General features: G+C 31.5%; 21 protein-coding genes. 1 reads left to right on the forward strand and 20 read right to left on the reverse strand.

The features are described 5' to 3' along the window. Positions 1-14: 14 nt before the first annotated feature. Positions 15-608, reverse strand: coding sequence for a phage scaffolding protein (locus KQI86_RS19445; protein ID WP_216441077.1), 594 nt, complete (start codon positions 606-608; stop codon positions 15-17). A 16-nt stretch (positions 609-624) separates the two neighbouring features. Further along, on the reverse strand, positions 625-843 hold the full coding sequence (locus KQI86_RS19450; RefSeq protein ID WP_216441078.1) for a hypothetical protein: 219 nt from the start codon (positions 841-843) through the stop codon (positions 625-627). 142 nt (positions 844-985) lie between these two features. Here KQI86_RS19450 and KQI86_RS20440 point away from each other — a divergent pair, with 142 nt between their 5' ends. Continuing rightward, positions 986-1120, forward strand: coding sequence for a hypothetical protein (locus KQI86_RS20440; protein ID WP_281417341.1), 135 nt, complete (start codon positions 986-988; stop codon positions 1118-1120). On the opposite strand, the gene KQI86_RS19455 is transcribed toward KQI86_RS20440, so the two are convergent. The 18 genes from KQI86_RS19455 to KQI86_RS19530 form a co-directional block, all read right to left on the reverse strand. Beyond that, a complete protein-coding gene (locus tag KQI86_RS19455; RefSeq protein WP_216441079.1) occupies positions 1094-1396 on the reverse strand; it encodes an ImmA/IrrE family metallo-endopeptidase in 303 nt (100 codons plus the stop codon). The two genes, KQI86_RS20440 and KQI86_RS19455, sit on opposite strands and share 27 nt — an antisense overlap. 64 nt (positions 1397-1460) lie before the next feature. Next, positions 1461-1628, reverse strand: a complete 168-nt coding sequence (locus KQI86_RS19460) for a hypothetical protein (RefSeq protein WP_216441080.1) — start codon at positions 1626-1628, stop codon at positions 1461-1463. Next, positions 1625-3382, reverse strand: coding sequence for a minor capsid protein (locus KQI86_RS19465; protein WP_216441081.1), 1758 nt, complete (start codon positions 3380-3382; stop codon positions 1625-1627). Before KQI86_RS19465 ends, KQI86_RS19460 begins: the two co-directional genes overlap by 4 nt. Beyond that, entirely contained in the window at positions 3372-4772 is a 1401-nt protein-coding gene (locus KQI86_RS19470) for a phage portal protein (RefSeq protein ID WP_216441082.1), read from the reverse strand. Before KQI86_RS19470 ends, KQI86_RS19465 begins: the two co-directional genes overlap by 11 nt. A 41-nt stretch (positions 4773-4813) precedes the next feature. Then, on the reverse strand, positions 4814-6079 hold the full coding sequence (locus KQI86_RS19475) for a PBSX family phage terminase large subunit (protein ID WP_216441083.1): 1266 nt from the start codon (positions 6077-6079) through the stop codon (positions 4814-4816). Next, complete coding sequence (locus KQI86_RS19480) at positions 6054-6932, reverse strand: terminase small subunit (protein WP_216441084.1); 879 nt, start codon at positions 6930-6932, stop codon at positions 6054-6056. The genes KQI86_RS19475 and KQI86_RS19480 overlap by 26 nt, the downstream gene beginning before the upstream one ends. A 252-nt stretch (positions 6933-7184) precedes the next feature. Next, positions 7185-7316 carry a hypothetical protein gene (locus KQI86_RS20445; protein ID WP_281417344.1) on the reverse strand — a complete coding sequence of 44 codons (132 nt, stop codon included), beginning with the start codon at positions 7314-7316 and terminating at the stop codon, positions 7185-7187. Positions 7317-7781: 465 nt separating this feature from the next. Then, entirely contained in the window at positions 7782-8216 is a 435-nt protein-coding gene (locus tag KQI86_RS19485) for an RNA polymerase sigma factor (RefSeq protein ID WP_216441085.1), read from the reverse strand. A gap of 72 nt (positions 8217-8288) precedes the next feature. Continuing rightward, complete coding sequence (locus KQI86_RS19490) at positions 8289-8615, reverse strand: hypothetical protein (protein WP_216441086.1); 327 nt, start codon at positions 8613-8615, stop codon at positions 8289-8291. Further along, positions 8615-8752 (reverse strand): hypothetical protein, encoded by a 138-nt coding sequence (locus tag KQI86_RS19495; protein WP_216441087.1) that lies wholly within the window; start codon positions 8750-8752, stop codon positions 8615-8617. Before KQI86_RS19495 ends, KQI86_RS19490 begins: the two co-directional genes overlap by 1 nt. A gap of 155 nt (positions 8753-8907) precedes the next feature. Continuing rightward, positions 8908-9168, reverse strand: coding sequence for a hypothetical protein (locus tag KQI86_RS19500; RefSeq protein WP_216441088.1), 261 nt, complete (start codon positions 9166-9168; stop codon positions 8908-8910). After that, positions 9158-9880, reverse strand: coding sequence for a hypothetical protein (locus tag KQI86_RS19505; RefSeq protein WP_216441089.1), 723 nt, complete (start codon positions 9878-9880; stop codon positions 9158-9160). The genes KQI86_RS19500 and KQI86_RS19505 overlap by 11 nt, the downstream gene beginning before the upstream one ends. Beyond that, entirely contained in the window at positions 9877-10140 is a 264-nt protein-coding gene (locus KQI86_RS19510) for a hypothetical protein (RefSeq protein ID WP_216441090.1), read from the reverse strand. The genes KQI86_RS19505 and KQI86_RS19510 overlap by 4 nt, the downstream gene beginning before the upstream one ends. Then, the gene (locus KQI86_RS19515) at positions 10137-10625 is read right to left on the reverse strand and encodes a hypothetical protein (protein ID WP_216441091.1); all 489 of its coding nucleotides are present in this window, start codon (positions 10623-10625) and stop codon (positions 10137-10139) included. Before KQI86_RS19515 ends, KQI86_RS19510 begins: the two co-directional genes overlap by 4 nt. Then, on the reverse strand, positions 10609-10986 hold the full coding sequence (locus KQI86_RS19520; protein ID WP_216441092.1) for a hypothetical protein: 378 nt from the start codon (positions 10984-10986) through the stop codon (positions 10609-10611). Before KQI86_RS19520 ends, KQI86_RS19515 begins: the two co-directional genes overlap by 17 nt. A gap of 33 nt (positions 10987-11019) precedes the next feature. Beyond that, positions 11020-11376: a nucleoside triphosphate pyrophosphohydrolase family protein gene (locus tag KQI86_RS19525; protein WP_216441093.1), complete on the reverse strand. Its 357-nt coding sequence runs from the start codon at positions 11374-11376 to the stop codon at positions 11020-11022. Then, positions 11367-11492 carry a hypothetical protein gene (locus KQI86_RS20450; RefSeq protein ID WP_281417345.1) on the reverse strand — a complete coding sequence of 42 codons (126 nt, stop codon included), beginning with the start codon at positions 11490-11492 and terminating at the stop codon, positions 11367-11369. The genes KQI86_RS19525 and KQI86_RS20450 overlap by 10 nt, the downstream gene beginning before the upstream one ends. Before the next feature lie 63 nt (positions 11493-11555). Next, positions 11556-11930: a single-stranded DNA-binding protein gene (locus tag KQI86_RS19530; protein WP_216441101.1), complete on the reverse strand. Its 375-nt coding sequence runs from the start codon at positions 11928-11930 to the stop codon at positions 11556-11558. Positions 11931-11936: the final 6 nt, after the last annotated feature.

Consider the following 11936-nt stretch of genomic DNA (forward strand, 5'->3'; position numbering starts at 1 on the left):
TTTTTATCCTCCTTTTATCCCCATAAATTTTCATATGGATTGCTTACTGTGGCATTTCTTTCTTCAGCTATCTTTGTAGCTAAATTACTTTCTCCTGGAGTGCTTGAACCGTCTCCTGGCATCGGTGAAGTTATTCTATTATCTCCAAATAAATAAGGATCAGATGTTTTTAAGCTTGTTAGCTGTTCATCTAATCCTATAAGAGATTCACCATCTAATTTTATTTTTTCAGCATTAAGTAATGCCATTACAGCTTTACTATTCTTAGCTCCTGCCTTTCCTAATGCTTTTTCTAAAGCATAATCAAACTGCATTTTAGATATTTTGCCTTCATATTCTTCTTTAGCAGTATTGTTTTTACTTTGTAGTTCTTCTATCTGCTTCTTTAATTCTTCATTATCTCCAGTTTTAGTAGATAAATCTTTTAACTGCTTATCTCTCTCTTTAATTTGAGTTTGTAAATCATTTATTTGATTATTAACACCATCAAATTTACTTTTTTCTACATAACCAGAGCTATCTACTAAATCTACATCTTTATATTTCTTTTGAATGTCCTCTGGTATTTGAGAATAAGCTTCTCCTAATATTTCACTTAACTTTGGCATTTATACTGCTCCTTTCTTAACAATTTTCATATTTTATTACTGGACAATTTTTAAGTTCTCCAATACAACGTGTTAATATCTTGGTTGCATCAGATATTAAATAATTTTTCTCATTAAACATATTTAATATTGCCACGACTACTTCTGCGTCTTCATAATTCATATCATCTAAATCGAGCCTTGAAGTAATGCTATTCTTAGCTTCTATTAATTCTTTTGACATTAGCTCCTTCACTAAAACTCATTCCTTTCTTAGCCTTTTAAGCCATGCTAAGGGCAAAAATAAAAAGCCTTATTTCTAAGACTTGAAATTAATTATTTATAGTTTGTACACCTTTCTCAAATATGGTAATATTTTGTTGAAAGGGGGTGTCTTTATGGCTAAAAATACAAAACAAACTAGTAAGTCAGTTGCTTCTACTGCTTCTAAAATCCTTAAAGATGGAAGATATAGCCCAGCTTCAAAAAGCGTAGCTGGTAGTGCTTTATCTCAAACTAAAAAGGGAAAGTAATTTAGGGTTATTTTCTAATAGCAAATACAGAGCATTTGATATGTTCTGTATTTTCTCTTCATCACAATTAATATCATTATATCCAAGCGACTCCATTATCCCATGTAAAATTTCATGTATAAGTGTTCTGACTTTTCTATCCCGTCTCATAGATTCATCTATTCTAATTGTTTGCTTATGATAATCTATTTCGCCATATAAATTTTCTCTTTCTATTAAGTCATTCAAGTATTTTATTTTATAATTTATCCCTAATATATTTATATGGTTTAACATTAAATATCTCACCTCACTTTCAGTACATAATAAAAGCACCTACTATTTTACTTAGTAAGTGCTTTTACTCTTCAAAATTAATTATGGTATCTGCTAACTCTTTTGACTCTATACCCTTCTTAAATTCTTCAAATATTTTCTTTTGCTCTTCTGTAGCTCCATCTTTTAGAATCCAATTATCATCTTCATCATAATCAGTTATTCCTACAAGCTCTTTTGGTAAGGCTATCACTTCCATACCTCCTTTATCTTTTCTCTTAATAACTTAATAACTTCCTTTGCTAGTGGTCTTGGATTATGCTCTGAAACTGATTCAGCTAAAAATTCAAGTGTACTATGATTAGCATAATCACTTAAATTTTCTTTAACATTTTTCTTAGTACTTACTATATTAAGATTGTTTAAAGCCTTTACTTTTATTTCTTTAGATAGTTCTCCATTTTTTATTTTATTAAAGGCTGTGCTTAAATTACTTAGATCATCTAATTCTTTCTTTGAACTTATTACACCATATTTCTTTAAAGTTGTAGCATATTCTATCATATGCCCCATTTCATGTTTTATTATTCCCTTTACTCCATCTTTAGGTGTCCACCACTTATCATCTACACATCTTTGAATCATAGCATCAATGGATTCCAAGTTTGATAAGTCATTCTTAGATAAAACAAGTTTTGTATTTAACTTTCCATCTTTAAAGCTTAACACAGCACTTGCTGGGGCTTTCGCTCTTCCATCTGCTTTTATCTCCTGCACAAATCCATTTAATAGTGGATATTCTTCATAAATTTCATTCATTGATTTATTTACATAGTTAGCTACATCAACATCAATTCCTTTATAACTAACTGTATTAAGGCTAAGGTTATCTTTAGCCCATTTTTCAGCTTCACTAATGGTTTTTATCTCTGGATATTTAAGCTCTTTAATGACCTTTTCTTTTATTATATCATTATTACCATTATTTACAACATGCTTGCTATACCAATCTTCATATTTTATATTTCCATCTACATAATAAACTTTACCGTTGTTATCTCTAGCAATTCTTTCTTCATCTATGGCATCATCAAAATAAGCTACTGTAGTGGTTCGGCAGTTAGCATGAAACGGTGGCGCATTAATCCCAATCTCTTTTTCACTAACTTTAAATACTTTACCATCCATTTCTCTACATATTTTAGATGTTCTTAAATCTAAAGTTGCAAGTATTTCATATTGCTTTACAACTCCACTACCACTATAGCTATTAAAGGTAGCCTTGCTTACTATATTAGCACTTTCTGTATTAACCAGTGTTCTAGCTCTATTTCTAGCTACATTCATTCTTTCAGCTATTACTTTAGCAGTTCTATCTATACTATCTCCCCTAATAAAAGATTGCACTAAGTTAGTTTGTAACTCCATTATTAGTTTATCTTTATTAGTCCATATCCTGCTGCTATAATTAGCACCCTGCCATGGTTCTGCAAGTACCTTATTAACTGTATTAGTATCTAACTTTGCAAAATTGACACCAATTCCTAAGCCTTTGTGTACTTCGTATATATTCCTATAGTAAGTATCTTGATAAATGTCCCCTAAAAGCTTTGTAGTGTCCTTTGATTGATTAGAATATAATAACTCTATTTGGTTTCTTATCTGTGTCTGTAGAGCTTGTAGCCTAGTTACTCTAACCTTATAAGATACATTGTTTAATTCTTTTTCCCACTCTAGGTTTTTATTGTTTTTAGCTTTCTTAGTAAACTCTTTTAAATCCATTTTGAACTCTTGAAGTTCATTAGAATTTAATAACCTTCTAGCTTCTCCTAGAGTTATTTCATTGTTAGTTGCAAATCTTTGATAAAATACTTCTATATCTTTTTGTATGCTGCTTAAAGCTTCCTGGTATTCTAATTGTAGTCCTAAGATATAGTCATCTGTTTTTTTAAATTGCTTACTAGCTACAACTTCAGAACGTTTCTTCCAATAAGCCTTATTCCTCATTGTCTTCACTTCCCGGTGGTTTTTCTAAAGGAAAGTTAGGGTATATTTCTTCATCTTTTTTTCTTTCATCTTCTAATTGCTTTAATTCAAGCTCTACATCATCTACCCATGGGTGATGTGCTATAGAAGTTTTCTTTGAGATTACTCCTGTGCTTGTATTTACTGATTCAATTAACTCTGAATCATTAGTAATAGTAGACCTATGGAATATTGCTTTAGCTGTAAGTGGATCATAGTTGCCTTGGTTAGTTATTTTCAAATATTCTGCTACGAACCAAAATAGCTGCTTAAATGAAGATTTAAATTTTCTCTCCATTTGGTCTACCTTCAAACTTAATCCTGAATATAAAAATTTAAGAGCCACTCCACTAGGATTAGCTCCAAACTTATCTGTATCCATATTTACACCTTGTCCAAATTGATAAATATCCCTTTTTAATCTATCCAAATGCTTTTCTACTGCATCTATATTTAAATCTGCATTAAGTGTATCTACCCCTGCACCTTCATCCGTATCTATCTTAATAGCCTTATTATATTTAAGGTCTTTCATAAACTCAGATAAATCTTCTCCACCATATCCCTTTAATACATATATAAGATTTTGTATTTCTTCCAAAGTATTTGAGGTATCAGAAGTTATTAGGTCATAGTTATCTATGATACTTTTAACATAATTTAAATCATTTAGTTCATTAGAGTTATTCTTAAAATATATGAAAGGCACTTTTCCCCATCCATAGTTTTCATTATCCTTTGCATAGTGTCCTATTGGCTCTGCAGTTCTATTAGCTTCAACATCTGGTATAAGCTTACCATTGTACTCTGTATAATACATTACTGTTTTGTCATCCCAATATTCTACTTTGAGCACATTCTTTTTGTTTTTACCTTCATAAACCTCAATACAATAGTATCTAATAACAGCCTGTAACTTCTTATGAAAACTATCTGCCCATAATGGAATAATTTGCTCTGAAGGTATTTTCATAAATTTGAGTTTACTCTTTTCATCAAAGTAAATTTGCATCCATGCAATACCTTTGTTTGAAGCTTCTACCCCTATATCATTTAATAGATCATCTACTCCATCATCAAATATATTTATTAATTTATCTTGAAAATCTTTATTTTCTGCCACTATGTTAGGGGCTTTCCCTAAAAAGTAACCTATCTTTTCATCTATTAAGAGTTTCATAAATGCATGACTTAATTTATTATTAGGTTTAGTTGGGTCTACTGTTTTTATTTTATCTGTGTAGCAATATATTTCTCTATTGTTTATATCATTTTTATTTTTATAGTACCTCTCGCCTTCTAACATGGATTTTCTTGTATCTGATTTATCAAATTCATCAATAAATTGTTTTATTATTTCTTCTTTAGCCATTGGCTCTTCCTTTGGCTTGAAAAACATTTTCTCACCTACCTTTACTTTAATACTGCTATGCCACCTTTTCTAAATAAAATTGTATTAACAAAGTATCTAATAGCATCCATAGCATGATCCATAACTTTTACAGGTTTATCTTCACCACGTTCAATAGCTTTGTTGTCCCAAATATATGAGAAGAACTCTTTAAAAACATTTATACAACAATCATTAAATAAAATAAGTGCATCATTTAATGCACTTCCTACGTTTCTTATTCCTTCCAATACATCATTCTTAGCCTTTATAATCTTGTATTTAGCTTTCTTTTTAATTAATGCTATAAATGATGCTGCGGATGGATCTATTATTATTCCTTTTATTCTTTTATTGCCTATAAAGTTTTCTAAATCCTCATAGTACTCATTATCTGTTTTCTGCTTTCCTTTATCTCTTCCTGAATAATAATATTCATCAACCAGATACCATTTATCCAAGTATTTACCCCATAGAAGAAAAACAGTTGCGTTTTGAGTACCATAGTCACAACTGACATAAAATTCTTTATAATCTCTTAATGCTGTCTTTACTTTATGTTTAACTTCATCAAACATATCATAGATGATACCTTCTGCCTGAACCCACAATCCGAGAATGTAGCGCTTGAAGAATACTCCACTAAACATACGTCTAAATCTTTCTTTAACTTTCTCTGAAAGACTTAGATTATCATCCATAGTAAAGTGTAAGTATAATATATTCTTGTCTTTAAACATATCAATAAATTCAGTTTTAATATAATGATATGGTCCTGCTGGGTTACAATTCATAAAGATTTTTGCACCATCAATTGAGCATCTACCTATCATCTGGTCAACAAAGTTTTGAGGAAACAAAGCTACTTCATCAGCTAAAGCTCCTGCAGCAGTTAATCCTTGCAATCTATCCTGCGACTTTTCATTATTAGCATCATACATATAATAAGTATTATCACCTATCACTATGTAGTTTTCTGACCTATTATATTCATACTTAATGCCCCATGAAGTTAATATCTGTTGCATAGGACTTATAACATTCTTCTTTAATGACCCTATAGTCTTTCCTGCTAGTATAAAGTTCTCACCAGTATAATTCTTTAAACTCCATCTAATAAAGCTACATATACAAGCTACAGTCTTCCCACTTCTTATAGCTCCATCTGCTATCACTATGTCTTTATCATCATGTGGTGAACCTTTTTCATGCCAGAAGAGTAATTTCTTTTGCTTCATAGAAAAAGGTTTAAATCTAAATCCTTTAATCTGCTTTTTCTTCTTGCCCATATTCATCACCTTCAAACAATTTATTTACTTCTTCTTCTGACATAGTAGTAGCTTTAATAAACTCCTGAATACCTTCATTGCTTTGATTATCATTACCACCAGTAACTTTAGATTTTAGAACCTCTATTCTAGCTTTCTGTTCTTCTGTAGCTAAATCCATATGTTCACTTAACCACTTTAATGCTTTCATTTTGTCCTGCAGCTTTACTGATACTCCATTTTTACCTTGGGAAACTTCACTTAATATAGTTCCATCAATTTCAGAACTCTCTTTAAAATCCACGTAGTTTATTTCTATCATATCTGGAGTTCCATCTTCTTTTTTGCCTACTTGTATTTTCTTTTTCCCAAACTCTACATAGTCAGTAATATCACTGAAAGCTATATCTATATATTTTTGAACTACACTTCGTTTAATTAATTCTTTATTAAATTCTATCTCCGTAAGTCTTTCTATCAGTTCATTTATCTTAGGGTTTCTTAGGGATTTGCACCCTTCTACCATTGCAGTTTCATATGAGCATTTATATACTTCTCTATATGCTTTAGTGGCGTTTAGATACTTACTGTATTTAATACAAAAAAGCCTTTGTTTATCAGTTAGTTCAGAGTCATCTAAAACTTCTTTAACTTCCTTAACAATAGGTTCTTGTACACTTTTATCCGCATTCTTTTTTTGTGTGCATACCTCTTCCTTTGTGTGCACACCATTTCTATTCCACTTATATCTTTGTTTCCAACTCTTAACTGTATTCAAAGACACATTATATTTTTCAGCAATATCTTTATACTTCATTCCATCCATATAGTCTTTTTCAGCTAATTCATAATCTGGACCTCTTATATTGTCCATACCACCACCTCAATTGCTACTTGCTACATTTTCTTTTTATACTTAGATATAATTTTATTTGTTTCATTAGTTTGCTCCATTTAGTACCTTACTCCCTATAAAAAGTAAAAAAATCACCCTCTAATTGAGAATAATTTATAGTTTTATTGATATTGTATTTTATCCAACCCATCAAACCATTGATATTGCTAGGCTTGTATAATCAACTTCGCTAAATCAACGTTTAGCGAATATAGTTTTACATCATTTGAGCTATGATATTTCTTTCAATTTTTCTTTTCTAGCCTTATACAACATTTTATTTACTGCTCTACTTCTATCTTTTCTATATTCACAAAACTTATTATCTATTTTGCAAGCTATGCAGCATTTATTACATTTCAAAGCCGTGTCCCCTCTCAACACTTTCTATAATCTATATAGCTATCTTCCTCCATTATGCGCTTAATGTTAGAAGAACTAAACTCACACTGTCTATTACATTTATCATGTGTATAATGCCCACCTAAGTAATGCACACATATTCCATTCACTTCTACCCTATACTTACACAATTTTCACACTCCCTTCTGTAAATAAAAAAGAGAAGGTTTTATCCTTCCCTAGTCAATTCATTTTTTATTATGTTATAGATTAAAACCCGTCACCTCGTGTTCTAATCCAAATTTATTATGACTTCTATATACTTCTCTATACTATTAGTATAACACACTTTTTCAATAGCAACGTATGCAAATAGTAGGAATATCAACCTTTCGCAAGGATAAAAGTATTCATAATTGTTTTGAGAGGGAAGCAATTTTCCCTCTTTAATTCTTTCCTTCTTTTATTCTTTTCAAGAAACCTTCTTTAATTCTTATTATTTCTCTTAGCTTCTGCTCCTAATTCCTTTGCATATTGCTCTGATATATATAATTCCTCTGCTATTTCTCTATATGTCTTGCCTTCTATTTCTTTTAAATAATATACCTTGTAGTGTAATCCACTCAATTGCTCTAACTTACTGGTAATGCCATTTTCTAACTCTTGTAATATCTTTAATCTTTCTTCCTCTATGTACAAAGCACTATCTATTCTGCTTATAGCTTCAATTATTCTGTCTAAACTCATATAATTTCTTGATCCCCTAGGCATGTCCGAATAGGATTGTCCGCTTATTTCTTTAGGTGCATTTCCATATATGGTCTTTTTATATAATTCCCTTTCTTTTTCTAGTCCTTCTATTCTCATCTTAGTTAATTCTATTTCTGTAATAAGGTCCTTATATGCTTTTATACAATACATTCTATTCCTCCTTTGTCCATACATAAGCTAGATACCAACATATAACAGCTAAACTCCCCATTAGCATATACATTACATATCCTCCAATCTCCTATAGATAGTTTGTAATCCACTTAATTCAGCCTTTAACCCTTCTATCATATCTCTGTATGCTTTATATTCTAGTTCTGATAAATCCCTTTTAAATTTCAAATCTGCAACATTCCCTCTTGCTACATCTGGAATTAACGTAGCCTGTAAGCCTTCTGCTTTTAGCTTCATAATTTCTTTAGCTAATGCTATCCTATATTTCTTTTCATTTTCTGCATACTCTTTAGCTTTTTCTGTTATAGCATTAACACCTTTCTCTATTCTCTTTGAAGTATCATAGATGGCCTGACCTACTTCTATATAATCCATTATACGACCATCAACCTTTCTACTATTAAATAATTGTCTTCCACTATAACTGTAGTTCCTCTTAGCTCTTTAGTTAATCTCATTTTCTCTTTATGGCTTTTGTAAGGTATCACCTCTATACTTACTAGCCTTTCCATTTTATTTCCTCCTTATCTGTAGCCATCTCAAGGCTATAGTTATGACTGATATTGAGATAAACAGAATTATCCAAGTTAAACTTACCCTGCCACTTTCCTTGAAATTAATCCTCCCAACCAACAATGTTGATACCAACCCACAAATTATTAAAAAATCAGTAACTTTGTCCAATAATTTCATTTTGAAAAACACACCTTTCTTTGAGATATGACTTTGTCACTTTCTTGCTATAAAACACTTTAGCCATATTAGTTTTGGTTATTTCCTCTAAATAAACTTTAAGACACTTTTTACAGAAGTATGCATTGTACCATTCTAGCTTTCTTCCAACTCTATCGTGGTTTCCTGTGCCTAGTATCAACCATTCGTCGTTATGTTCAATACACACATTATTTAAATTACCTTCAAATCTCATGTTCATCCTCCAACACTTTCTTTAATAATATTTTAGTTGTTATTAATCCTATGCCGTTTCTTTGTGGTGTTAAATCATATAAATCATTCATAGCATGTTCATATATTAAATCTCCAATATCATTTCCAACATCAATTATTGTTTCAGCACATGGTAGGTATTTAATTAAATCTTCCTTTCCTACGGCAGAAACTATTATGTCAGCGTACATTGTTCGATATTCATTTTTTGTTTTACTATTATACACCGTTACAGTTGATCCCATATCTTTTAATTCTCTAGCTATTTCCCAACCTACATTAGCACCAAGTACAGTTGCATTTAACCCTTCTATACTTTCATATTTATCTTCTAGTACCATTCTTACAGCTTCTGCTGTGCAATTTCTATATCTGCTGCGACCAGTAAAGTTGTCTATATCTTTCTGTGGTGGAATCATGTCCTGTAACAACTCTTTAATTTCTTTCGGAAATGGATTGCAACACACTATTTTATCGCATGCATTAATCATATTTTCTATCATCATACCTTTGTAATCGTATGTATTTAAGTCAATTTCAATTATGTACAATTTGGTTCCCTCTGCCTGCTTCATTATGCTTTTACAGAAATATTCAGCGTCTTTATGTTCTCCATATCTTATTATTCCTAATGTTCTTGGCTTAGGTTCTAGGTGTATACTATCAGCCACTTTCTTACAATCTATAATCATGCTTTACCCTCCGATTTCTCAAACATTATTTCATTTATTCTCACTAGAATCCTATTTGCTCTTTCTTCTCCGACTCTGTTTTCTCTCATAGCTTCATAAGTGGATCCGCTTAGCAATTCCTTCACGAGTTTTACATATTCATCAAAACGTTGCATCGCAAGAACTTCTACCATCTTTAAACTTGTAGCATCTAGCTTGTTTAATTTCTTCTCCAGTTTATTCTGTTCCCGCTGCATAGCTTTTCTTTGTTGCCTATTCATTGGTTACCCTCCTTTAGGTATAAATCATGAAGAGTGACTCCGACCGCGTACGCTTGCCAAATATCCTTCTTGAACCCATAAAACCAACCTGGATTAGATTTTATTCCTTTCCCTTTATTCCTTGTATTAGGTGCAAATCTATCTATTAAGGCTTGTATTATATTACTGTCCTTTGCTTTCATACTTCCGCATAGATTCATTTTCTCGTCTTTTCTATAAATAAACTCAGGTAGTGAATCCCTTGACCTTAATGTTCTTTCTGTAAATCTTCCAATCCATACACATGTATCAAATACCTCTTTGCCTACTGCCATTCCGTAACTAGCTATCATTTCTATTGCCACATGTTCATTTAGCTGTGCTTCAACTCTAACTATGTCCATTATTTTTTCATTCTTCTCTTTACCGAATCTTATAGGCTTTAAATCCTTGTCCAATACTACATATGCGCTTTCTATATTCCCTGGGTCAATTGCTAGTATCATACATTTTCCCTCCCATACACACTCTTATAATGTCCTCTCTCAAATATGCTCCTTTATCTAATCTCATTAACTTACTTAAACTCCTTACCGCATTTGAACTTACATCTAACTTCTTTTGTATTTCCTCCATGGTATATTTATCTTTCTTAAATTCTCCTTGCAACCACTCCTGGAACTCTATCTTTAGTTTTCTATTTAACTTATCTCCATGCTTTCCATGTACTCCTTGGCTACCCCTGTGATGTTCAGCACACAGATAAACTAAATTCTTTTTACACTTTACTAAAGGCTTACATTCACTTCTGTAGATTCTATGGTGTTCTTCGCTATTGGGTCGATTGCATATAGCACACTCTTTCATTAGTACCTCCTTAGAGGGGCATTAATTCCCCTCCTAAAATTCCTTTCCATGCTTATAAGGTCTGTTCTTGTTTTTTCCCATCTTCTTTTTTATCTCTCTTTCGAGATCTATATTTAAACCTCCGCAAAGATCACCTAATCTAATTGCAACGTCTGCCAATTCCTCTCTAAAATTGCTCATATCACACTTTCTAAGTCCTTCCAATGCTTCGCCTAACTCACTTACTATCAACATTAATCTGGTACTTATAGAATTATGAATCGCATATTTATCTTCTGTTGGCATTTGAAGCATATAATCTAAGAAGTCTGCATTATATTGGAAATCTTCCCAGAAGCCATGTTTCTCTGCATTTGCATGCGCCTGTTCTACTAACTCTCTTATTTGCATAATTCTCTCCTTTCTTGCTCTTTCATCATTTTTTTAACTTTCACCCTAGCTTCATCAAGCGTATAGCCTTCAAAGTATAACCTTTTTACTTCATCTGCCCAATCTATCAATTCCATGTTTCCTCCTTAGAATTTTATTAGAATATTTTAGAATATAGTTCTGATTTAGGGTATAAAAAATTAGAATGGTATTTCTCCATCATCAATTAGTGTTATATCGTTGTCATAATCACTTTTTTCTTTATTTCCCCACTCTAAAAACTGCACTTCATCAGCCACAACTTCTGTTATATATCTCTTTGTTCTGTCTTTTGCTTCGTAATTTCTTGCTTGGATTCTTCCACTTATGGCTATTAATTTCCCCTTAGTCATATAATTGGCTACTGATTCAGCTTGTTTTCCCCATACTACTATTGGAATATAATCAACTTCTTTTTCTTTAGAAAATCTTCTATCTACTGCTATACTAAAATTTGCTATTGCGGTTCCATTACCTGGTGTAAATTTTAACTCTGGATCCTTTGTCATTCTTCCTATTAACACTACTTTATTCATATAATC

This window comes from Clostridium mobile (assembly GCF_018918285.1).
In the GTDB taxonomy this organism is placed as follows: domain Bacteria; phylum Bacillota; class Clostridia; order Clostridiales; family Clostridiaceae; genus Clostridium_AW; species Clostridium_AW mobile.

Excerpts from the sequence above, each read along its gene's own strand:
- KQI86_RS19510 (WP_216441090.1), bottom strand. The coding sequence starts at position 10,140 with ATGAATAGGCAACAAAGAAAAGCTATGCAGCGGGAACAGAATAAACTG.
- KQI86_RS20440 (WP_281417341.1), top strand. The coding sequence starts at position 986 with ATGGCTAAAAATACAAAACAAACTAGTAAGTCAGTTGCTTCTACTGCT.
- KQI86_RS19525 (WP_216441093.1), bottom strand. The coding sequence starts at position 11,376 with ATGCAAATAAGAGAGTTAGTAGAACAGGCGCATGCAAATGCAGAGAAA.
- KQI86_RS19505 (WP_216441089.1), bottom strand. The coding sequence starts at position 9,880 with ATGATTATAGATTGTAAGAAAGTGGCTGATAGTATACACCTAGAACCT.
- KQI86_RS19445 (WP_216441077.1), bottom strand. The coding sequence starts at position 608 with ATGCCAAAGTTAAGTGAAATATTAGGAGAAGCTTATTCTCAAATACCA.
- KQI86_RS19475 (WP_216441083.1), bottom strand. The coding sequence starts at position 6,079 with ATGGGCAAGAAGAAAAAGCAGATTAAAGGATTTAGATTTAAACCTTTT.
- KQI86_RS19515 (WP_216441091.1), bottom strand. The coding sequence starts at position 10,625 with ATGATACTAGCAATTGACCCAGGGAATATAGAAAGCGCATATGTAGTA.
- KQI86_RS19480 (WP_216441084.1), bottom strand. The coding sequence starts at position 6,932 with ATGGACAATATAAGAGGTCCAGATTATGAATTAGCTGAAAAAGACTAT.
- KQI86_RS19520 (WP_216441092.1), bottom strand. The coding sequence starts at position 10,986 with ATGAAAGAGTGTGCTATATGCAATCGACCCAATAGCGAAGAACACCAT.
- KQI86_RS19465 (WP_216441081.1), bottom strand. The coding sequence starts at position 3,382 with ATGAGGAATAAGGCTTATTGGAAGAAACGTTCTGAAGTTGTAGCTAGT.
- KQI86_RS20450 (WP_281417345.1), bottom strand. The coding sequence starts at position 11,492 with ATGGAATTGATAGATTGGGCAGATGAAGTAAAAAGGTTATACTTTGAA.
- KQI86_RS19490 (WP_216441086.1), bottom strand. The coding sequence starts at position 8,615 with ATGGATTATATAGAAGTAGGTCAGGCCATCTATGATACTTCAAAGAGA.
- KQI86_RS19530 (WP_216441101.1), bottom strand. The coding sequence starts at position 11,930 with ATGAATAAAGTAGTGTTAATAGGAAGAATGACAAAGGATCCAGAGTTA.
- KQI86_RS19455 (WP_216441079.1), bottom strand. The coding sequence starts at position 1,396 with ATGTTAAACCATATAAATATATTAGGGATAAATTATAAAATAAAATAC.
- KQI86_RS19495 (WP_216441087.1), bottom strand. The coding sequence starts at position 8,752 with ATGGAAAGGCTAGTAAGTATAGAGGTGATACCTTACAAAAGCCATAAA.
- KQI86_RS19500 (WP_216441088.1), bottom strand. The coding sequence starts at position 9,168 with ATGAGATTTGAAGGTAATTTAAATAATGTGTGTATTGAACATAACGAC.
- KQI86_RS19485 (WP_216441085.1), bottom strand. The coding sequence starts at position 8,216 with ATGTATTGTATAAAAGCATATAAGGACCTTATTACAGAAATAGAATTA.
- KQI86_RS19470 (WP_216441082.1), bottom strand. The coding sequence starts at position 4,772 with ATGGCTAAAGAAGAAATAATAAAACAATTTATTGATGAATTTGATAAA.